Annotated in this window: 19 protein-coding genes; 13 read left to right on the top strand and 6 right to left on the bottom strand. The window is 65.3% G+C overall.

The genetic code is table 11. The features are described 5' to 3' along the window. The first annotated feature begins 9 nt into the window (after positions 1 to 9). From glpK to ACFYOW_RS21015, 4 genes are read left to right on the top strand one after another with little or no spacing between them, the layout of a single operon-like run. Entirely contained in the window at positions 10 to 1515 is a 1506-nt protein-coding gene (gene glpK, locus ACFYOW_RS21030; RefSeq protein ID WP_387290284.1) for a glycerol kinase GlpK, read from the top strand. A gap of 45 nt (positions 1516 to 1560) precedes the next feature. Then, positions 1561 to 2235: a hypothetical protein gene (locus tag ACFYOW_RS21025; protein ID WP_387290282.1), complete on the top strand. Its 675-nt coding sequence runs from the start codon at positions 1561 to 1563 to the stop codon at positions 2233 to 2235. Positions 2236 to 2281: 46 nt separating this feature from the next. Then, a complete protein-coding gene (locus ACFYOW_RS21020; RefSeq protein WP_387290280.1) occupies positions 2282 to 3175 on the top strand; it encodes a DUF5995 family protein in 894 nt (297 codons plus the stop codon). 47 nt (positions 3176 to 3222) lie between these two features. Further along, complete coding sequence (locus ACFYOW_RS21015) at positions 3223 to 4479, top strand: VWA domain-containing protein (RefSeq protein ID WP_387290278.1); 1257 nt, start codon at positions 3223 to 3225, stop codon at positions 4477 to 4479. Between the two features lie 31 nt (positions 4480 to 4510). Here ACFYOW_RS21015 and ACFYOW_RS21010 read toward each other — a convergent pair whose 3' ends face one another. Beyond that, positions 4511 to 4786, bottom strand: a complete 276-nt coding sequence (locus ACFYOW_RS21010) for a hypothetical protein (protein ID WP_040688132.1) — start codon at positions 4784 to 4786, stop codon at positions 4511 to 4513. A 157-nt stretch (positions 4787 to 4943) separates the two neighbouring features. Between ACFYOW_RS21010 and ACFYOW_RS21005 the strand changes: the two genes are divergently transcribed. From ACFYOW_RS21005 to ACFYOW_RS20995, 3 genes are all read left to right on the top strand, one after another. Next, complete coding sequence (locus ACFYOW_RS21005; RefSeq protein ID WP_062992381.1) at positions 4944 to 5240, top strand: hypothetical protein; 297 nt, start codon at positions 4944 to 4946, stop codon at positions 5238 to 5240. A gap of 114 nt (positions 5241 to 5354) precedes the next feature. Continuing rightward, the gene (locus tag ACFYOW_RS21000) at positions 5355 to 6755 is read left to right on the top strand and encodes a DUF1254 domain-containing protein (RefSeq protein WP_387290276.1); all 1401 of its coding nucleotides are present in this window, start codon (positions 5355 to 5357) and stop codon (positions 6753 to 6755) included. Positions 6756 to 6848: 93 nt separating this feature from the next. After that, positions 6849 to 7568, top strand: a complete 720-nt coding sequence (locus ACFYOW_RS20995; RefSeq protein WP_387290274.1) for a hypothetical protein — start codon at positions 6849 to 6851, stop codon at positions 7566 to 7568. A gap of 7 nt (positions 7569 to 7575) precedes the next feature. Here ACFYOW_RS20995 and ACFYOW_RS20990 read toward each other — a convergent pair whose 3' ends face one another. After that, complete coding sequence (locus ACFYOW_RS20990; RefSeq protein ID WP_387290272.1) at positions 7576 to 8019, bottom strand: group II truncated hemoglobin; 444 nt, start codon at positions 8017 to 8019, stop codon at positions 7576 to 7578. 306 nt (positions 8020 to 8325) lie between these two features. Between ACFYOW_RS20990 and ACFYOW_RS20985 the strand changes: the two genes are divergently transcribed. Together ACFYOW_RS20985 and ACFYOW_RS20980 are read left to right on the top strand one after the other, a co-directional pair. Continuing rightward, positions 8326 to 9555: a cytochrome P450 gene (locus ACFYOW_RS20985; RefSeq protein ID WP_387291398.1), complete on the top strand. Its 1230-nt coding sequence runs from the start codon at positions 8326 to 8328 to the stop codon at positions 9553 to 9555. Between the two features lie 8 nt (positions 9556 to 9563). Next, complete coding sequence (locus ACFYOW_RS20980) at positions 9564 to 10289, top strand: TetR/AcrR family transcriptional regulator (RefSeq protein ID WP_387290270.1); 726 nt, start codon at positions 9564 to 9566, stop codon at positions 10287 to 10289. Here the strand turns inward: ACFYOW_RS20980 and ACFYOW_RS20975 are convergent. Further along, on the bottom strand, positions 10279 to 11043 hold the full coding sequence (locus tag ACFYOW_RS20975; protein WP_387290268.1) for an SDR family oxidoreductase: 765 nt from the start codon (positions 11041 to 11043) through the stop codon (positions 10279 to 10281). The two genes, ACFYOW_RS20980 and ACFYOW_RS20975, sit on opposite strands and share 11 nt — an antisense overlap. 130 nt (positions 11044 to 11173) lie before the next feature. Further along, on the bottom strand, positions 11174 to 13126 hold the full coding sequence (locus tag ACFYOW_RS20970; protein WP_387290266.1) for a TerD family protein: 1953 nt from the start codon (positions 13124 to 13126) through the stop codon (positions 11174 to 11176). A 148-nt stretch (positions 13127 to 13274) separates the two neighbouring features. On the opposite strand from ACFYOW_RS20970, the gene ACFYOW_RS20965 reads away from it, so the two are divergent. Next, positions 13275 to 13766: a hypothetical protein gene (locus ACFYOW_RS20965; RefSeq protein ID WP_387290264.1), complete on the top strand. Its 492-nt coding sequence runs from the start codon at positions 13275 to 13277 to the stop codon at positions 13764 to 13766. A 6-nt stretch (positions 13767 to 13772) separates the two neighbouring features. Here the strand turns inward: ACFYOW_RS20965 and pabB are convergent, their stop codons facing one another. Beyond that, positions 13773 to 15857 (bottom strand): aminodeoxychorismate synthase component I, encoded by a 2085-nt coding sequence (gene pabB / locus ACFYOW_RS20960; protein WP_387290263.1) that lies wholly within the window; start codon positions 15855 to 15857, stop codon positions 13773 to 13775. Positions 15858 to 15937: 80 nt separating this feature from the next. Here pabB and ACFYOW_RS20955 point away from each other — a divergent pair, with 80 nt between their 5' ends. The 3 genes from ACFYOW_RS20955 to ACFYOW_RS20945 all read left to right on the top strand — a co-directional run bounded on the left by ACFYOW_RS20955 (position 15938) and on the right by ACFYOW_RS20945 (position 18946). Further along, positions 15938 to 16987, top strand: a complete 1050-nt coding sequence (locus ACFYOW_RS20955) for a phosphotransferase family protein (RefSeq protein ID WP_387290261.1) — start codon at positions 15938 to 15940, stop codon at positions 16985 to 16987. A gap of 78 nt (positions 16988 to 17065) precedes the next feature. Continuing rightward, entirely contained in the window at positions 17066 to 17641 is a 576-nt protein-coding gene (locus ACFYOW_RS20950) for a DinB family protein (RefSeq protein ID WP_387290259.1), read from the top strand. Positions 17642 to 17815: 174 nt separating this feature from the next. Continuing rightward, the gene (locus ACFYOW_RS20945) at positions 17816 to 18946 is read left to right on the top strand and encodes an NDMA-dependent alcohol dehydrogenase (RefSeq protein WP_040688149.1); all 1131 of its coding nucleotides are present in this window, start codon (positions 17816 to 17818) and stop codon (positions 18944 to 18946) included. Positions 18947 to 19010: 64 nt separating this feature from the next. On the opposite strand, the gene ACFYOW_RS20940 is transcribed toward ACFYOW_RS20945, so the two are convergent. After that, positions 19011 to 20198, bottom strand: a complete 1188-nt coding sequence (locus ACFYOW_RS20940; RefSeq protein WP_387290257.1) for a serine hydrolase domain-containing protein — start codon at positions 20196 to 20198, stop codon at positions 19011 to 19013. Between the last annotated feature and the right edge of the window lies 1 nt (position 20199).

Genomic DNA, 20199 nt, shown 5'->3' with positions numbered 1-20199 from the left:
GAGTAGCCGATGGCGCAACGCTATGTGCTGGCGATCGATCAGGGCACCACCTCCACCAGGTGCATCCTGTTCGATCAGCGCGCACGCCTGGTCGGCGTCGCACAGCGTGAACATCAGCAGCACTATCCGCGGCCCGGCTGGGTCGAACAGGATGCGCTGGAGATCTGGCGCAATGTCGAGCGCATCGTGCCGCAGGCGCTGCGGGATTCCGGTATCGCCGCGGAACAGGTCGTGGCCCTCGGCATCGCGAATCAACGGGAGACCACGGTGGTGTGGGATCGCCATACCGGTGTGCCGATCCGGCGGGCAGTCGTCTGGCAGGACGTGCGCACCGATGAACTGGTGCGCGAATTCGAGAGCAAGCCCGGTGCGGAACGGATTCGCGAACTGTGCGGCCTGCCGCTGGCCGGTTATTTCGCCGCGCCGCGGCTGCGCTGGCTGCTGGATACCATTCCCGGACTGCGGGATCGGGCCGAGCGCGGGGAAGTGCTGTTCGGCACCATGGAGACCTGGCTGATCTGGAATCTGACCGGCGGACCGGACGGCGGTGTGCATCGCACCGATGTCACCAATGCCAGTCGCACGCTGCTGATGAATATCGCCTTGCTCGGCTGGGATCGAGAACTATTGGAATTCTTCGGAATTCCCGCCGCGATGCTGCCGAGCATTCAGCCCTCGACCGCGTCCTATGGGACGACCAGCCGAGTGGTGCCCGGCATCCGGATCGCCGCCGCGCTCGGCGACCAGCACGCCGCGCTGTTCGGCCAAACCTGTTTCGCCCGTGGGGAAACCAAATGCACTTACGGCACCGGCGGCTTCCTTATGATGAATACCGGGCGCGAGCTGGTGCAGTCCTCGCACGGTCTGCTCACCACCATCGGCTATCAGATCGAGCCCGAACCGATGTACGCGCTGGAGGGGCCCATCGCGGTCACCGGCTCGCTGGTGCAGTGGGTGCGCGACAATATCGGTCTGGTGTCGAGTGCGCCCGAGATCGAAACCCTCGCTCGCACAGTCGAAGACAATGGCGGCTGCTATATCGTGCCCGCCTTCTCCGGCCTGTATGCGCCGCATTGGCGCAGTGACGCAAGGGGTCTCGTCATCGGTCTGACCTCCTACATCAACAAGGGCCATCTCGCCCGCGCCGTCCTGGAGGCGACCGCCTGGCAGACCCGCGAAGTCGTCGACGCCATGAACGCCGACTCCGGTCTGCAGGCCCGCACCCTACGCGTCGACGGCGGCATGACCTCCGACAACCTGCTCATGCAGATCGTCGCCGACGTCCTCGACATCCCCGTCATGCGCCCCTTCGTAGCCGAAACCGTCTCTCTCGGAGCCGCTTACGCCGCCGGCCTGGCCGTCGGCTACTGGCCCGACCTCGAAGGCCTGCGTGGCAACTGGCGCCTGGCCGGACAATGGATCCCCCAAATGGACCCCACCCACCGCCGAGACGAGTACGACAACTGGAAACGCGCCGTGGCACTGACCTTCGGCTGGTCCCGCTCGAAGCGCTAAGGTGTGGTGATCTTGCGGGGCTCATCGGTGACGGAGAGGATCCAGATGATCGTGTCACGCGTCGTCGGCGTTGTGGTTGCCTTGCTCGTCGGGACGGTGCTGGTCGGGGGACCGGCGGAGTCGGCGCCGAATGCTTGTGCGGTGGGAAATCCGTTGCAGCCCACTGCGGAACTGTTCGCGACCGATAACACGGCGACGATTACCGATCCGGACGACCAGCGGTTGCGGAACGGGTTGGCGGCGTTCGAACTTCAGGTCGACGGGATCGCGCTCGGGAATCTCGGGCTGCCGGTGGGGTCCACCTTGGTCAGTGGGGTGTTCTGGTCGGATGAGCGGCAGCAGGCGACCTATGAGCGCTCGCGCGAATTCCATCTCGCCTGTGTCGATGCCGCCGATTTGCATCACATCGGTGACCAGGTACGGAGTCGATTCGATCAGGAGTCGGTGCTGACTTTCCGGCACCTACCGAATACCGCGCCGGACGTCGACGCCTTCACAGTCGAGGTCCCGGGTGTCGACGTGCGCCGGTTCCGTGACGCGCTCGTCGCCGATCGAGAGGCGCGCGAGCATCTGGTCGGCGGGTCCGTCACCGAATCCGGCAGTCTCATCCTGGTCGCCGACCTCGCGGATTTCACGCTGACCCAGCGATTCGTTACCAGCATCGGCGGCACGTGGAATCCGGATACCGTCCACTACGGTGACCGCGAATTCGTGGGTTGACGTGTCACTGGTCGGCGGAAACCTGAACGGCCCTTAGACTTCGGCGGTGCGAGCATCTTTGCGAACGGCCGTCCTCGGACTGATCACCGCGATATTCACGATGAGCGTCGGGTTGACGCCGATAGCCATCGCGGAGCCGGTTGGTCCGGCGTTCTGTGGCACACCGCTATCGGCCGACGAACTCGATACCATCGCTCAACTCTCCGATACCAGCACGTTGTTCGGAGATGCGGTGCAGCGCTTGGAGACGGCGGTAGCGCGCCACCGGCAGATCACCGAAATCCTCGTCGCGCACCGTGATCGACGCGGGCTGTTTCCGCTCGGGCTCGACGGTGTGGAGCAGTCGGCGGTAATGCCATTGCAGCGCGATCCGGGCGCTTTCCTGGATCCGGAGTACGCGCATGCGATCAGCTTGGAACTGCTGCGGCGGTTCCTGGTCAATGTGCACGCGGCCTTCACCGGCGCGCCGGTCGAGCCGCAGTGGGCGCGGTATTTCGAGCTCGCTCGCCGGTGTGAGGTATCGCCCGCCCGTGTCGCCATGGCGGGCTACAACGCGCATTTGAGCGTGGATCTCGCGTATTCCGTAGCGACGGTTGCGAGTACGCCGGAGAACGCGCCTGACTACTTCAAGATCGTCGACGCGATCGCCGCCTCCGGTCAGGTGATCATCGATCGGACCAAGGAGATCTACAACGGCGATCTCGGTCCGCTCTGGCGGTTCTATTTCGTCGGCGAGGGTCTGGACCTGCTGCTCGGTGCGGGCGTGGCGACCGGTGCGCTGCTGCGGGCCGCCGATGTCGGCTACAACGTGGTGATCTACGGCAATGGCCTGGTGCTGGAGGATCCCGGACTGCACGACGCGACCGCGGTGGAGATCCGGCTGCTCGGCGATTCCGTCGAAACGGCGTTGGATGTATTGACACTGCTCAGGGGTTTGTGAGACGCCTGGTCTGTACGGGTTCGATCGGGTACGGCAAGGAGTTCGCGGTGGGCATATCACTCGTCAAGGGACAGAACGGTCCGCTCGCGGCATCGAATGTCGTCGTCTCGGTGCGATCCATCGCCCCGGCCGATGTCTCGGCACTACTGGTGACCGAAGCGGGCCGCGTTCGCACCGACGCCGATTTCGTCTTCTTCAATCAGCCGCATGCGCCCGGTGTCGAGTTGCGATCGGGAACGCCTGCGGCGCTGGCCGTTTCCACGACCCACGTGCCCGGCGATATCGCCCAAATTCGGGTGGTCATCACTTTGGAAGAATCCGGGGCAACTTTTGGGCAATTCGCGCCGCCGATTGCGACCGTTGCCGACGGATTCGGAAATGCGCTCTACGAGTATGTAATCGATGGACTCGACAGCGAGTCCATTGTCATCGCATTGGAATTGTATCGGCGTAATTCCGAGTGGAAGGTTCGCGCGGTCGGGCAGGGTTATGCGGGCGGATTCGCCGCGCTGGTCACCGATCACGGCGTAAGCGTGGACGACGAGCCCGCGCCGGTTACTCCTCCCGCCACTGCCGAGGTCCGCACCGTCCCGGGCGAAGCCGTACTCTCCTTCGAGAAGCGCGCCGAACTCGACCTGCGCAAACGCGAAGTCGCCAAGGTCCTGATCAACAAGAACGCCTTCGGAATTCGCGCGCGCGTCATCCTGGTCATCGACAAAACCCTCAGCATGAGCAGGCAATACAGCAAACAGGTCGTGCATCGCGTTGTGCAGCGGATGATCCCGGTGGCGACGCAGCTCGACGAGGACGGCACCCTCGAGGCCTACCTCTACGCGCTGTCCTTCGCGAAACTGCCCGATATCACCGTCGAGCACGGCGAGGCGTGGGCCCAGACCTTCTTGCACCTCACCGGCACTCACCAGGGCATCGACTATGCCAGGATCGGCGGTCGCAACGACGAACTGCCGATCATGCGCGACATCATCGCCTCGCTGCGGCCCGGCGATGCGCCGACCCTGGTGCTGTTCTTCACCGACGGCGGCTTCGCGAAGAAGCGCGAGATCGCCGCACTCATGCGCGATGCGTCCCGAATGCCCGCTTTCTGGCAGTTCGTCGGCCTCGGCAGGGCCAACTACGGCCTGTTGCGCACTCTCGACGAAATGTCGGACCGGGTCGTGGACAACGCGGGCTTCTTCGCCCTCGACGACATCGACCAAGTGGACGACGCGCAGCTGTATGCCCGGTTGCTGGGTGAATTCCCGGACTGGCTGCGCGCGGCCGGGCAGGCGGGCATCCTGCGCTGAATCGTGCCGGTCCGCAGTCGAAGTCGCGGACTCAGCCGATGACGGCGTTCATGATGGTGCCCGCACTGGTGGCCACGACACCGCCGATCATGGCTCCGGCCACCATCTTCGGGGATTCCAGCCCGCCGCCGCTCCACTTCTCCCAGGCGAAGCGGCCACCTGCGTAGATGATGGCGACTATGCCGGCGAGCAGCACGAACCAGGTGAAGTAGCGGACCAGTTGAAGAATCTTGTCGGACACCGGAGGGGCCTCGGGAGTGGGATTGCCGATCTGTGCCCAAGTGTCGTAAACGGCGGCCAGGATCATCTCGTGTTGCTCATTCTGGATGCGGGACAGGGGGTTAACGCGCTCTCCGACAGATGGTATCGGTTTCTCGGCGACCGTGCAGTCACGATGCCTGCGCGCTTGCGAGACCACTCGTTGTGCGGATCATGGAAAGGGCGTGATAGTCGAGGAGTAGACGATGAACATCTATCTGATGTCGATCGGCGATGCCTATGCGACGTTGGCGCAGATCCAGAATCCGACGCCGCAAGCTCCGCCGCTATCGGACAAGCTGCTGCAGATGGTGCGCTATCTGACCTGGTTTGCCCTGCTGTCCGGAATAATCAGCATCATCTATGCGGGCGGCCGGTTCGCCTGGGAGAAATGGAGCGGCGGTGCGATGCAATCGCCGAAGATGGTGGCGGGAGCCATGATCGGCGGTGTCGTCGCCACCAGTGCGGGCACGATTATGAATTCAATTCTCGGCACCGGCTGACCGGCGAAAACCCGTCCGCATCGCCGCTTGCCCGAATTACGGCAAATATGTGGCTATACTCCGGCTGATCTCTCTCGAAGTTGTCCGACCTGATCGGGAAAGTAGGGAGAAGGCATGAGTATGTCGCGGCGATCTATGCTGCTGGCCGGTGCCGTTACGGGCGCGGGCCTGGTCGCGTGCGGCAAATCGACGGATTCCGATAATGTGGCGAGTTCTGGCAGCGTGCCGCCGAGTGATCCGCGTTCGATCGCGACCGACGCCTATATCTATGGGTATCCGCTGGTGCTGATGGATGTCACGCTGCAGTCGAATACCGCCGCCGTACCCGCCAATCAGATCTGGGCCGTCAATCCGGTGAATCCCGCGATGAATACGGTGGTCATGCCGAATATCGACACCCTTTATGCCACAGCCTGGCTCGACGTGGGTACCGAACCGGTGGTGCTGCAGGTTCCGCCGATGGACGGCGACCGGTACTGGCTCATGCAGATCATGGACGCTTGGACCAACACCACCCACAACCCCAGCAGTGTCGCACCGCGGGTGCGCGCTGGTCAGGACCCGCCGTACGGCTACGTGATCACCGGCCCCAATTGGTCTGGTGCGCTGCCGGATAACCTGACCAGATTGGCGATGCCCACCGCGACCGCTTGGTTGATCGGTCGCATCGAGCTGCGCGGCGAGGCCGATTTCGCCGCCGCCGAGAGCCTGCAGCAGCAGGTGCTGCTCGCACCGCTGAGCGCCTGGTTGCGCGGTGAACGGCCGAACCCGGTGATCGGTCCCGTTATGGCCGCCCCGATCGCACCTCCACAGCAGGTTGCGCGGATGGACGGGCGTACCTTCTTCGACCGGCTCTGCGCACTTATGCTCACCAACCCGCCCGCCCGCGACGATGCCCCCGCGCTGGAGCGGTTTTCGAAGATCGGCATCCGGCCGGGCGGCACGGTCGACGGTGCGCCGGTCGCCGACCTCAACGCCGCGGTGGCGGCGGGCCAGATGCGCATCCCGGACTATGCCAATCCCAAAGCCAGACGTGAGAACGGCTGGGGTTTCGCGACGAACCTCGGCACCTACGGCACCGATTACTCACTGCGTGCCTCGACCGCGTGGACCGCACTCGGTGCGAATCTGCCGGAAGACACCGTCTATCCGGAGATCAGTGCGAATGCGGGTGAGCAGGGTGCGCCGCGCTTGTACCGGCTGCATTTCCCCCCGGGCCAGACGCCGCCCGCGCGGGCCTTCTGGTCGCTGACCGCCTACACCGCGGAGCGCTTTCTGGTGCCCAACCCGGCGGGCATCTTCTCGGTCGGTCATCAGCGTCCGGTTGTACCGCTGCCGGACGGCTCGCTGGAACTCGCCATCCAGGCGGCGGTCCCGGGAAGTGATGTGCCATACGGCAATTGGTTGCCGATACCGGAAACCGGCACCTTCCGGCTCGCGCTTCGGCTGTATGTGCCCGAGCAGCGGGCGCTCGATGGTCACTGGCAACCGCCGAGTCTGAACCAAGTCGGATGAAGGAGATGTACGAACGCCTCGATGTCTCTGCTGAGCAGGTCGTCTTGCCGGGCGTCGCCCGTCCTGACCGTAATGCGATAGGAGCGAGAAACTATGGGCCGCTTGGCTTTCCCGATCTCGGTCGCCGCCGCAGCGATGCTGGTATTCGCCGCGCCCGTTGCCGCCGCCGAGGTGGGTGATGAGGACGGTGTGCCGTCGCGAACCGCGTTCTCCTTCCGTTCGGTGCTGCCTGGCGTCCAGTGGGGCACCAGCAACGAACACGAGATGCGCACCGGATTGTCGCTGGTGAAGCTCTATATGGTCGACTACGCGCTGCATCACGGTGACGGGTCGGCTACGGATCTGGCGTTGGCGGAGCGGATGATCCGCTATTCGGATGACTCCGCGGCCGACGAACTCGGCGCGAAGTATCCGCAGGCGATCGACGCCATTGCCGCGGAGTACGGCCTGACCGCCACCAAATCGGGCCCGGCCTGGGGCATGTCGTACACCAGCACCGCGGATGTGGCCACCTTCCTGGCGACCAAGAAGCGGACCGAGCCCTGGTCGCCGATCTTCGGCTGGATGGCCGCGGCGGGCGAACAGGCGGCCGACGGCACCGCACAGGACTGGGGGACTGCGCGGCTGCCCGGCGTTCAGGGCAGCAAGTGGGGCTGGTCCGACAGCGGGCCGCTGGAGGTGGCCTCGGCATCGTTCGGCGAGACTTTCGCGGTCGCGGCACATACCCGTGGCACACCCGAGGATCAGACGGCCGATGTCAGCGCCACCGTACCGTTCTTGCTTCTGGCTCTGGTCGCGCGTGTGACGGGATAGGCGGCGGTCAGTCGTCGCCGTCCCAGGTCCAGTGCGGCACCTCGCGGATCGGGTGCAGTTCGTCCTCGGTCTTGGCATGCGAATTCTGTTGTGCCACTTGGGCGCCGAATTCGGCATGTTCGCGCACCGCATCGCGGAAGGCGGGATCGTCGAATAGCCCCGCCTCCTCGAACGCCGCCAGATACAGCTGGGCGAAGCGCTCACGCTGCTCATCGGTGATTTCGAGGCCGCGGTGCACGGCGATGATGTAGTCGAAGCCGAGGTTGCGGGTGAAACGGTCCGGGCCGCCGAAGGATTCGGCGGTGAACCAGGTGAGATGGTCGACATGCGTCGGGCGGCGTTCGGTGAACTGGGTTTTCAGCACCGGATCGGCGAGCACCTTGTCGTAGAAGGCTTCTTCGACGCGATGCAATGCCTCGTCGCCACCGGCGTGCTCGTACAGGCTGGGCATGGGGGACCTCCGGACAGTGACCTGTTGCGTCCCATTACATGCTTGTCCGCTCGGTTGCGTGCACGGTTTCGCGATAAGCGATCAAGCCCGTGATTCATAGCTTATAGCTATGGATGAGTGGGCGACTCAACCGCTACCAAACGTGAAGTTAACGGGGTTTACTAAACACTATTCACAAAACCCCGGTTGTGTGGTTTTATCGGCTTCGGAACGTGTCCACACAGTTCTTGCCGGCCCCGCCGGCTGCCATCCCCAGTGTCGTGAGGTCTGCAGCCCAAGTCAGACCGGTAGGAGATAGCCGTGACCGTGACCACGCCGTCGATTCCCGCGGGATTCGACTTCACCGACCCAGATCTGCTGTCCACCCGCCTGCCCATCCAGGAATTCGCCGAGCTGCGCCGGACTGCCCCGGTCTGGTGGTGCGCGCAGTCCGGCCGGGCCAGCGGCTTCGATGACGGCGGCTACTGGGTCATCTCCAAACTCGACCACATCAAGGAGATCTCGAAGAATCCGGAGGTGTTCTCCTCGCACGAGAACACCGCGATCATCCGGTTCAACGAGGAAACCACCCGCGAGCAGATCGACATGCTCGGCAATATGCTGATGCTGAATCAGGATCCGCCGCAGCACACCAAGACCCGCCGCATCATCTCCAAGGGCTTCACCCCGCGCGCGGTGGAGAGCCTGCGCGCGGCGCTCACCGAGCGTGCGGCTCGAATTGTGCACGAGGCCAAGCAGACCGGGCGCGGCGACTTCGTCGAACAGGTCGCCTGCGAACTGCCGCTGCAGGCCATCGCCGAACTGCTCGGAGTGCCGCAGAACGACCGCAAGAAGCTGTTCGACTGGACCAACCAGATGATCTCCTACGACGATCCGGAGTTCGACGGCAATCACCACACCGCCACCGCCGAGGTCATGGGCTACGCCTGGAATATGGCCGAGGAGCGGCGCAAATGCCCGGCCGACGACATCGTCACCCAGCTGATCAATGCCGATATCAACGGCGAGAACCTGGGCTCGGACGAATTCGCGTTCTTCGTGATCCTGCTGTCGGTCGCGGGCAACGAGACCACCCGCAACTCGATCACCCACGGCATGAAGGCCTTCGTCGACAATCCAGAGCAGTGGGAGCTGTACAAGCAGCAGCGCCCGCGCACCGCGCCCGATGAGATCGTGCGCTGGGCCACCCCGGTGACCGCTTTTCAGCGCACCGCTACCCAGGACACCGAGGTCGGCGGCCAGGAGATCAACAAGGGACAGCGCCTCGGGCTGTTCTACAGCTCGGCCAATTTCGACGAGGACGGATTCGAGAATCCGTTCACCTTCGATGTGCTGCGCAACCCCAACCCGCACGTCGGATTCGGCGGCACCGGCACGCACTACTGCGTCGGCGCCAACCTGGCCCGGCTACAGATCGATCTGATGTTCAACGCCATTGCCGATGTGATGCCGAACCTGCGTCAGGTCTCCGATCCGGTGCGGTTGCGCTCGGGTTGGTTGAATGGCATCAAGCGCTGGGAAGTCGAATACGCTTGAATTCTTTTATGAACAGCGCCAAGCCGCGGGGGCGGGCACCGGTGGTTTCGGATGCGGATATCCGGCGGGTGGCCCGCGCTCTGCTGGTCGAGCACGGGCCCGATGCGGTCACGCTGCGGGCGATCGCGCGCGAACTCGGCATTACCGCTCCCGCGCTGTACCGGTATTACAACTCGCGCGAGGACCTGCTCGAAAGTCTGCGCCTGGAGTTCTGTGCGGACCTCGCCGCCGAGTTGTCCGAGCAGATCGCGACGCTGCCCGATGACGGCGCGGTGCAGTTCTTCGCCATCTGCAAGGGATTCCGGCGCTGGGCGCTGGCGCACACCAGGGAATTCACCCTGGTGTTCGCCTCGCCGGGCGCGGGCCGCGCGCGCATGCTGCGCCGGTTCGACGAACCGTTCGGCCGGATCTTCCTCGCCGCAGCCGGGCGACTGCTGGCCACCTACGATGTCGTGACGCCGCCGACCGATGTGATTCCGGCGGAGCTGCGCGATGACCTCGTGCTGTTCCAAACCGAGCTGCTGGCAGCGCTTTCGGAGTCCGGACAGAAATTTCCGGCCGAAAAGCTCGACCTCGGCGTGACGTATCTGATGATCCAGATCTGGGCCCGGCTCTACGGGCACGTCACGCTCGAGGTGTTCGGGAATTATCCGATCCCGCTGTCGAATCCGGAGATCCTGTTCGAGGCGATGCTGGCCGATCTCGGGCGCACGGCCGGGTTGATCAGCGAGTGATTCGGCGAGACAGCCATTCGGCGTAGCCGATGCCGATTGCGTCGCCGTTTCCGTTCAGGCAGAGAGCGCCCGACCGTAGGGCACGTCCGGCGCGCCCCAGGATGGGTACGGGCAGCGGGAGCAGCTTGCGGCCGATGTGTTCGCGGTAGATATCGGCCAGTTCGGTGAGGGTGTGCACGGTGGGTCCGGCGATATCCGGGATGCGCCCGGCCGGACCGTTGTCCACCGCGTCGGCGAGCCTTGCCGCGACGGCGTCGACGTCGATCGGCTGTACCTTCACCGTCGAACGCGGTGCGAGCCGCCAGCGCGCAGACAGGGCCAGGATATCGGTGACGAGTTCGTGGAATTGGCTGGCGCGCAACAGTGTCCAGGGAATCTCACCGGTGGTGACCACCTGTTCCTGGTCCACCTTCGCGTTGTAATAGCCGAAGGGGACGACATCGCAACCGACGATGGAGATTTCGACGTGATGGCCGATGCCCGCCTGCTTTTCGGCCGCAAGTAGTCGGCGCACGCCGTCCACCATGACCGATCGGGTCCGGCTGCGGGCGCTCACCGCGTCGACGACGGTGTCGCAGCCCTCCAGTGCGGATTCCAGGCCGGAGCCGGTGGCGAGATCCGCGGTCCGGTGCTCCAGGGTTCGATCCGCCGGAGCGGTTCGGCTCACCACGCGGACCCGATGTCCGCGTGCGCTCAGCTCTCGTACTACCGCGGCCCCCAGCACCCCGGTTCCGCCGATTACCGCTACTTGCATTGATCCTCCCAAACGGCTCTGTTCGGTATTGGACGCTACGGTGACACGCCGGACCGCTCAACGTGCTTCATCGCATATGCATTGTTCGCCACATCGGTGTTCCGGTGCGTGATTGTGTGCGGTATCCGCATCAGATTCGCGCACCCTTGGCGCGGTTGCAGGCGCGGCAGAGGATCTGCAGATTCGTCGCACTCGTCGCGCCACCGCGGCTGAGCGGGATGATGTGATCGAATTCGAGGTAGTGGCCGTCGCCGCATTCGACGCATTTGCCGCCGTCACGTTGCCACACCTCGGCCTTGACCTCCTGCGGGATGCTGCGCGTGTCGCGCTGCCCGGGCGTCAGCACCAGGCGTTTGGCGACCCGCAGCGCACCCTCCAGCGCGGCCGCGACGTAGTCCGGATCATCGACGTCGAACATGGCGCCACCGCGGGACGAGGTCGCCGCGACGACCACCGAACGCTGCTCGACATGCACCGAAACCACCCGGTTCCACGGCAATTCGGTGCCGATATCGGTACCGACGAACCGCAGCTTCTTATTGCTGGCGATCAGCCTGCCGTCGGTGAGTTTCGGGCCCTTGGCGAGCAGGCGGACGTGCACGGCGGGCAGATCCACGTGCACCTTCTCCTCCGGATCCAGATGCAGGCCGGGTGTACGCACCACCGGCAGATCCCCGCCGCGCAACCGCGACAGGGTGCGCCCGCGATACATCCGTCTGCGCAGATCCTCGACCAGCGGTCCGCCGAGCGCCAGCTCTTCGATCGCGTACTCGAACGCCTCGAACTCGGTCTGCTCGATCTCGCCATCCGCGAATGCGAACGCGACCAGTCGCTCGACATAGGTGAGCGCCACATCCCGCAGCGCCGCCCGGCCCAGGCCCGCATCGATTCGCTGATACCGCAACGACGCCCACAGCGCATCCCACTCCGCACCGCGCGGTCCGGCTGCGGTCAGCGCCCGCCAGGCCTGGGTATGCCAGTGCGTCAGGAATTCCTCGATTTGATGCTCGCAGCTCTGGCACGGCGCGAGACCGCCGAACAGCTTGCGGCGCCGGGGATTTCCGCACCGCTCACAGCCGCGTGGGCCAGGCTGGCGCCGTTCGTATGTGGCACTGGTCCATTCGGCCCCATCCCACCAACGCTGCCGCGAGGGATTCTCGGGATCCGAATGCCAGTCCGCACGTTCGGGATTCGGCGGTGCTGGTGTCGGCGGTTCGACCTCGTGCCGTTGGCGCTGAAGGTCGACCGGCCTGCCCGGTCGCGGCCGGGCAGGCCGGTCGTCGGCCGAGTCGGTGCGATGGTCGGCTCGGTCCCGGGGCGCGGTGGCGGCGGTGCGGTGGCCGGCCTGATCTCCGCGGTGCGCGCCCAGCCTCCGCGGTCGGGCCGGTGCTTCATCGGGACGATCATGCTGTCCAGCCGGGTCTGCGTGTGTGCCGTCCTGTTCCCAGGACGCGGTGTCGAGCTGCTGAGGACCGGGTGATCCGGTCAGCGCAGTGCCAGTCGAGACACGTTGCTGCACTGGAAAAGTGGGTATCCGATTCGCGTGTGCCGCGCGGAAGCGATCGGGTGGCGGCTCGTCGGGGCCGTCGATGGTGACGCCGAATTCGGTGACGAGACCGGGGAGCCCACTGTCCCAACCCTGGCCGATCGCACGGAAGCGCCACTGGCCGTCGCGGCGGTAGAACTCGCCGAACATCATCGCGGAGACCGCATCGGGATCGGTGATCTCGAACCGGGCGATCGGCCCGTGCGCGGCCTCGATGGTCAGGGTCAGATCCGCGATATCGCCGAAGGTGCCGTCATCGATCGATCCGGCGACCACGATCCGCGCCACATCCGATTCGGTGCGCGGTAACGACACGCTCAGGCGTGCCGTGCCGGGTGCCGGCTCTTGATCGAGCGTCACCGCCTGCGACATATGTCGGGGTGCATTGAAGAACACCAGATCCCGATCGGTGCGCACGGTTCCGGCCTCCGCCAGCAACAGTGCATGCGCATCCACCGCATGCCCCGACCGCCATGAAACAACCACGGCTAGAAGGGAAGTCGGCACCGCCGCATTGGCCCCTTTACTGAGTTTCATCGTGCTCGAACTATGCCACGAACCACCGACACGCCGACTCCGGCGGTCCATACCTTCGGCGATGCGAGCGAGTGCCCGCCGACGCGACACAAACCGGTCGGTCGGGGATATCCGGCCCCGAGGGCTATGGGTGCGGCAGAGTGGAGGAATGACTACCCCGAAGGGTGCGGGCCGCAAGGGCGCGACTCCGAAGGCGCCGGGTGGGCGAGTGCCGAGTCCCGGCGATGTGCTGGCGGCCGCACAGTCGGCGGTGGAGGCGGCACAGTCGGCGGCGAGTCAAGTATTGGATGCCGCACAACTTACCGCTGGTCAGGCCTTCGATGCGGCGGTGCGGCTGCCACCGGCCTCGGCGCAGTTGGCGGCTCAGCTCCCGGATCTGATCGAGAGCCTCGCGATCGCCATCGACCGGCTCAACTCCACCATCGATCGCCTGGACCGCACACTGGCGTTAGCGGATCCGGCCTTCGCCGCCTACGACCGCTTGCTGCCTCGCCTGGAGGCGATGATCGGCCTCGGCGAAGACCTCTTCACCGCCATCGCCAAACTCCCGGGCGTCTCCCTCCTCGGTCGCTTCACCGGCAAACCCGCCGAACCTCCCGCGCCTCCCGAACCCCCGAAGCGCACCCGCCGCCGCAAATAACCGAGCTCAGTGGGGAGCGGCGCGGTGGGTGGCGGCGGCCTTGAGCAGGGTTTCGTGGTATTCGTCCGCAGGGTCAGAGTCGAGGACGATGGCGCCGCCCGCCCCGATCCGCCAGTGGCCGTCGTGGCGGACCGCGGTGCGGATGACGATATTGAGGTCGGCGGTGCCCCCAAGACCGAGGAAACCGATGGTGCCCGAATAGATGCCGCGCGCTTCGGTTTCCAGCTCGTCGATGATCTCCATGGTCCGCAACTTGGGCGCCCCGGTCATCGAGCCGCCCGGGAAACACGCACGCAGACAATCGATCACATCGACATTCGGTCGTAGCGTGCCGCGCACGGTGGAAACCAGTTGGTGCATGGTCGTATACGTCTCGGTGGCCATCAATTTCGGCACGTGCACACTGCCGACCTGGCAGACCCGGCCCAGGTCATTGCGCAACAGGTCGACGATCATCAGATTTTCGGCCCTGGTCTTCGGACTGTCGGCCAGTTCGCGCCGCAGTCGCTCGTCCTCGGCGGCCGTGGTCCCGCGCGGCGCGGTGCCCTTGATCGGCTTGCTCTCCACGGTGCGGGCGCGGTCCACCTTCAGGAAGCGTTCCGGTGAGGAGCAGGCGATTTCGAGATCGTCGAAGTGCAGATACGCCGCGTATGGTGCGGGATTGCAGCGGCGCAGTGTGCGGTAGAAGTCGAGTCCATCCGCTTCGGCGGCCGCCAAGGATGCGGTGTCGGTCAGACAGATTTCGTAGGACTCGCCCGCATGCAGCCGCTCCTGGCAGACGGCGATATCGGCGAGATACCGCGCGCGCCCGCGGGTGAACAGCGGTGCGACGGCGGCGGTATCCGAGCGCACGTCGAGTGTCGGCGGATTCGCCCACGTCGGTAGGGATTCCAGGATCTCGCGGGTATCGCGCAACCAATCCGCGCCCGCCCGAAGGGCTTCCGGTGTGGGATCGGTGAGTGCGAGCAGATGGGTGCGCCCGCCGACATGGTCCACGACCACGATCCGATCGGCGAAGATCCACTGTGCGTCCGGTGTCGAGGCGCGATGCGCTGCATTCGCACCGCAATCGGCCTTCACCTCATAGCCCAGGTATCCGACGTAACCACACGCGAAATCGAAAGGCAGATCGGGTAGTTCGGTATGTCTGAGGTGTAGCTGCCCGGCGAGATAGTCGAGAATTCCGCCGGGTACGGTCCGCCGGTTCCCGTCCGAGGATTCGACCGTCACCTTGTTCTCGCCGACCCGGTAGCGGATCACTTCGGCCAATGGTCCGCTCGCATCGCCGAGGAAGGAGAACCGATCCAGTCCGGGTTCGACATGTTCGCTGTCGAGCCAGAATGCGGTGGGGGAGTTGCCGTAGAGCTGGAGGAACGCGGCCTCGGTATCGATCGCCCGCTCGATCACCGCATGCCGCAGCTGCCAGGAGCGCCGGGATTCGCGGAACTCGTGTCTACCCATCAGCGGCTCGGCATTCTCGAACGGCGCGACGATACTCGATCGAATCCGCCGGCCCGCAGTAAGTTTCGCGAAATTGCCGAGCAATGCCGCACCGTACTCGCTGACAATCGACTCGGGGTGGAACTGCACCCCCCACTGCGGTCTGCTCCGGTGCCGCACACCCATGATCACCCCATCGGCCGCGACGGCGGTGATCTCGAGGCTGTCCGGCAACGGCCGCTGCGCGCACAGCGAGTGGTAGCGCACCGCGGTGAACCCCTCGGGCAGCCCGGCGAACAGTTCGTCGCCGTCGTGCTCGATGTGATCGAGATAGCCGTGCCGCGCGGTGGGTGCGGTCGTGACGATGCCGCCCGCCGCGACGACGATGGCCTGATGTCCGAGACAGACGCCGAGCAGCGGCAGTTCGGTCTCGCGGATCACCGCGGCCGAGATGCCGATATCCCGGCCGACATCCGGGCGACCCGGCCCGGGGGAGATGACGACATTGTCGAAGCGCTCCAGCCGCAGCCGCGCGATATCGTCCACCTCGTCATTGCGCACGACCGTGGGTTCTTCCCCGTTCACCTCGCTGATCAGCTGATAGAGGTTGTAGGTGAACGAGTCGTAATTGTCGATCAAGAGCGTGCGCATCGTGCTCCGAACCCTACGCCGCACCGGTCGAAGCAAACTGTTGTCATGTGCCTTCAGTTACCTTCGGCGCGTGGTGCACAATGTGGGACATGTCAGAGGTAGATCGTGAGATCGTCGACTTTGCCGTCGTCGGTAAATGGATGGACGAGCAGGGTCTGCCTGCCGGTGAGTTCGAGGATGTGACCGCGCTCGGCGGCGGCACCCAGAACATCATGCTGCGCTTCGCGCGCGGCGGTCAGGACTACGTGCTGCGCCGCGGCCCGAAACACCTGCGCGCCAAGAGCAATGACGTCATCCGTCGCGAGGCCCGGCTGCTCGGCGCGCTCGACGGCACCGGCGTGCGCGCGCCGAAGGTGATCGCCGCCTGCCCGGACGAATCCGTTCTCGGTGCGGTGTTCTACCTGATGGAGCCCATTACCGGATTCAATCCGCAGAACGAACTGCCGGAGCCGCACGCGAGCGATCCGGAGATCCGGCGGCAGATGGGCCTGTCGGCGGTCGAGGCCATCGCCCGCCTCGGCTCGCTCGACTATCAGGCGCTCGGCCTGCAGGACTACGGCAAACCGGACGGCTTCCTCGAGCGGCAGGTGCCGCGCTGGCTCAGTGAACTCGAGTCCTATGCCGCCAATGCGGGGTATCCGGGCCCGGAGATTCCCGGCGTGCAGCAGGTCGGGGAATGGCTGGATCGGCATCGGCCCGCGCAGTGGACTCCCGGCATCCTGCACGGCGACTGCCACCTGGCAAACATGATGTTCTCCTACGACGGCCCCGAAGTGGCCGCGATGGTGGACTGGGAGATGTCGACCATCGGCGACCCGCTGCTCGACCTCGGCTGGCAGATCGCGACGCGTCCGGAGCCGGGTACCACGGGCGCGGCGCTGATCGGCAAGCTCGGCGCGGTCGGCGGTCTGCCGACGCCGGAGCAGATGGTCGAGCACTACGGCAAGTTCTCCGATCGCGACCTGAGCTATGTCACCTGGTACACCGTGCTCGCCTGCTTCAAGCTGGGAATTGTGCTGGAGGGCACGCATGCTCGCGCATTCGCGGGCAAGGCGCCCAAGCAGGTCGGTGACTTCCTGCATGCCATCACGCTCGAGCTCTTCGAACGCGCGCTTCGTTTGATGGATTGAACTCCCGCTGTCGGGATCTTGTCGCTAGCTGGCTGAATATCTATCGCTGAAGATATTCAGCCAATCTAGGGTAGGCGCATGCCTATCGTTCCCGACGTCAAGAACTGGACCTGGGTCCTCGAACGCTCCTGTCCCGAATGCGGATTCGACCCGGAGTCGATCACCTACGCGGCGGTGCCCGATCTGGCCCGCGACTACGCGGGCCGTCTGTCGGCAACCCTCGCGCGATCCGACGCGGCCATCCGCCCGGACGACTCCACCTGGTCGGCGCTCGAATACGCCGCTCACGTTCGCGATGTCTGCCGAATCTTCACCTACCGCACGGCCGTCGCGGCCCGCACCGAGGCAGTGGATCCGAGGGTTCCCGGGTTCGACGCCGAAGGCCTCGAGTCCGCGGACGGCATCCCGGTGTTCTCGAACTGGGATCAGGACGTCACCGCCATCGCCGATCAATACGGCAAGCAGCATCCGCGGCAGGTCGCCGCTGAGCTGACAGACGCGGCCGAGACCGTCGCGCGCGCCTTCGCATCGGTCCCCGAAAACGCCCTTGGCAACCGAGCGCGACGCAGCGACGGCTCGGTCTTCACGGTCGAATCCCTGGCCGCCTATTTCCTGCACGACGTAATCCACCATGTGCACGACGTGCGCGGCTGAAGTCGGGCAGTATCGGTCGGAGACGGGTTCGCGGTCGGATGGAACTGGAACTCGTTCGAGGGTTCTGTCAATCCGTGTCGACGAATTTTCGGTCGACTACTAGAACGCGTTACAGTTTTCTCGTACTGTGGGTGCAGTCACATAGAAGCCCGTGCATGCGAGAGGTCGACACGAATGAAGACGAAAGGCGCGATCCTGTGGGGGACCGACCAGCAGTGGTCGGTCGAGGAGATCGAGGTCGGCGATCCGGTATCCGGTGAGGTACAGATCCGGATGGAAACCGCCGGTATGTGCCACTCGGACCACCACATCGTGACCGGCGCGACGCCGATGCCCGCATTCCCGGTCATGGGCGGCCACGAGGGCGCGGGCGTGATCACCAAGCTCGGGCCGAACTGCCCAGCCGATCTGCAGGTCGGCGATCACGTGATCCTGTCGTTCATCCCGGCCTGCGGTCGCTGTCCGGCGTGTGTGAGCGGCAACATGGCGCTGTGCGATCTGGGCGCGGGGCTGCTGATGGGTCAGGCCATCAGCGACGGCACCTACCGCATCCAGGCGCGCGGTGAGAATGTCATCCCGATGTGCCTGCTGGGCACCTTCGCGCCGTATATGACGGTGCACCACACCTCGGTGGTCAAGATCGACCCGAGCATTCCGTTCGAGGTCGCCTGCCTCGTCGGCTGCGGCGTCCCCACCGGCTTCGGCTCTTCCACCCACGTCGCCCAGGTCGCGCCCGGCGAGACGGTGGTCATCGCGGGTATCGGCGGCGTCGGCATGAGCGCGCTGCAGGGCGCGGTGCTCTCCGGCGCGTCCAAAGTCGTTGCCATCGACCCGAATCCGTGGAAGCGCGAGCAGGCGCAGAAGTTCGGCGCGACGCACACCTACGAGAGCATGGCAGCCGCGATCATGCCGCTGATGGAGGCCACCGAGGGCCGGATGGCGCAGAAGGTCATCCTGACCATGGGTGAGATGCATGGCGAATACATCGAAGAGGGCCTCATCCTCACCGCCAAGGCCGGCACCCTGGTCGTCACCTCCATGGGCCGCATGGACGAGAACGACGTCAAGCTGAACAGTTTCCTGCTGTCGATGCTGCAGAAGACCGTCAAGGGCTGCATCTTCGGCGGTGGCAACGCCCGCCAGGACGCGCCGCACCTGCTGTCGCTGTACAAGTCGGGCCAGCTGAACCTCGACGATATGGTGACCCGTCAGTACTCCCTGGAGCAGATCAACGAGGGCTACCAGGACATGTTGGACGGCAAGAACATTCGCGGCATCATCAAGTACACCGAGGCCGACTGGTAGATCGCCGGGTCACCGCTCGGCGAGCCTGGTCCCGACGAACCAGCTTGCCGAGCGGAAATTTCGGTCAGACGGGGCAGCGGAGCAGGGCGTTGCGGAGGTTGCGGCTGCGGACGTCGTCGAGGACGGCCAGGCCCAGGCGGTTCATCGAGTAGCCGAAGCCGAGACCGGTTGCCGGATCGGCGAATCCGAAAGAGCCGCCGAGGCCCGTGGTGCCGTACGCGCGTTTATCCGAGCCGAAGCTGAACGAGCCGCGGGATTTGCGGAAGCCCAGGTGATAGCGAGACTTGGTGTGCAGCACCAGATCATCGGCGGGCACATCGTCGGCGGCCGCGGCGGCGAGCCGATCGAGCACCGCATCCTCGATCGGCAGCGCACCGGTGCGCCCCGCCGCCGCGCCGTACGTCTTGGCCAGCGACCTGGCATTGCCGACGCCGTTGGAACCCGGCATCTCCAACTCGAGCAGTTCGCGCCTGCTCGCCCGCACCGGCGCGCCGATGCGCGGATTGGTCAGTGCCGCATGGGAAAGCCCGCGCTTGGCGAAGATCTCCGCGCCGATGCGCACCGGAATATCGCGCTCGTAGCGCAGGATGTCCACGCCCTCGGTGGCGGCCAGGGTGGCGATCCGTTCCATGCTCTGTTCGGCGGGCAGGCCGATAAAGAAGTCCAGGTCGAGCGGTTTCGCGATTTCCTCGGCGAAGATTCGCCCGAGTGTGCGGTGTTCCGGATCGGCGCGGCGCACGAGTTCGCCTTGATAAAGGCCGAGGGTGATGGCGTGATAGCCGTGTCGCGTGCCCGGTCGCCACGCGGGCCGCTGCGCCGCGAGAATCGTTGCGAGACCGTCGAGATCGGCGATCTGCCGTAGTCGCACCACGGTATCGAGTCCGGAAAGTCCGGCCTGATGGTCGATCAGCTGACGCACCGTGACCGTGCCCTTGCCCTGCGCGGCGAACTCCGGCCAGTACTTCGCGACCGGCTCCTCGTAGTCCAGCAGTCCCTTCGACACCATCGTGGCGACCACGAACGCGGCCATCCCCTTGGTCGAGGAGAAGACCGGCACTATCGTGTCGCGCTCCCACGGCAGGGTCCGGCGGCGGTCACGATGACCTGCCCACAGGTCGACCACCGGGCGATCGCCCGCATAAACGGCCACGGCAGCGCCGATTTCACCGTGCCGGGCGAAGTTGCGGCGGAAGGCGTCGGCAACGGGGCCGAAACCGGCCGCCACATCGCCGTGGATGGTGGGTTCGCTCATG

This window comes from Nocardia sp. NPDC006982, from assembly GCF_042869435.1.
GTDB lineage: Bacteria > Actinomycetota > Actinomycetes > Mycobacteriales > Mycobacteriaceae > Nocardia.
The sequence above is the reverse complement of the archived record's forward strand: the minus strand, read 5'-3'. Positions and strand labels throughout refer to the sequence as shown.

Bases quoted from the DNA above. Each gene is read 5' to 3' on its own strand.
- glpK (WP_387290284.1), top strand. From the start codon at position 10: ATGGCGCAACGCTATGTGCTGGCGATCGATCAGGGCACCACCTCCACC.
- ACFYOW_RS21025 (WP_387290282.1), top strand. From the start codon at position 1,561: ATGATCGTGTCACGCGTCGTCGGCGTTGTGGTTGCCTTGCTCGTCGGG.
- ACFYOW_RS21010 (WP_040688132.1), bottom strand. From the start codon at position 4,786: ATGATCCTGGCCGCCGTTTACGACACTTGGGCACAGATCGGCAATCCC.
- ACFYOW_RS21005 (WP_062992381.1), top strand. From the start codon at position 4,944: ATGAACATCTATCTGATGTCGATCGGCGATGCCTATGCGACGTTGGCG.
- ACFYOW_RS21000 (WP_387290276.1), top strand. From the start codon at position 5,355: ATGAGTATGTCGCGGCGATCTATGCTGCTGGCCGGTGCCGTTACGGGC.
- ACFYOW_RS20995 (WP_387290274.1), top strand. From the start codon at position 6,849: ATGGGCCGCTTGGCTTTCCCGATCTCGGTCGCCGCCGCAGCGATGCTG.
- ACFYOW_RS20990 (WP_387290272.1), bottom strand. From the start codon at position 8,019: ATGCCCAGCCTGTACGAGCACGCCGGTGGCGACGAGGCATTGCATCGC.
- ACFYOW_RS20980 (WP_387290270.1), top strand. From the start codon at position 9,564: ATGAACAGCGCCAAGCCGCGGGGGCGGGCACCGGTGGTTTCGGATGCG.
- ACFYOW_RS20975 (WP_387290268.1), bottom strand. From the start codon at position 11,043: ATGCAAGTAGCGGTAATCGGCGGAACCGGGGTGCTGGGGGCCGCGGTA.
- ACFYOW_RS20970 (WP_387290266.1), bottom strand. From the start codon at position 13,126: ATGAAACTCAGTAAAGGGGCCAATGCGGCGGTGCCGACTTCCCTTCTA.
- ACFYOW_RS20965 (WP_387290264.1), top strand. From the start codon at position 13,275: ATGACTACCCCGAAGGGTGCGGGCCGCAAGGGCGCGACTCCGAAGGCG.
- pabB (WP_387290263.1), bottom strand. From the start codon at position 15,857: ATGCGCACGCTCTTGATCGACAATTACGACTCGTTCACCTACAACCTC.
- ACFYOW_RS20955 (WP_387290261.1), top strand. From the start codon at position 15,938: ATGTGGGACATGTCAGAGGTAGATCGTGAGATCGTCGACTTTGCCGTC.
- ACFYOW_RS20950 (WP_387290259.1), top strand. From the start codon at position 17,066: ATGCCTATCGTTCCCGACGTCAAGAACTGGACCTGGGTCCTCGAACGC.
- ACFYOW_RS20945 (WP_040688149.1), top strand. From the start codon at position 17,816: ATGAAGACGAAAGGCGCGATCCTGTGGGGGACCGACCAGCAGTGGTCG.
- ACFYOW_RS20940 (WP_387290257.1), bottom strand. From the start codon at position 20,198: ATGAGCGAACCCACCATCCACGGCGATGTGGCGGCCGGTTTCGGCCCC.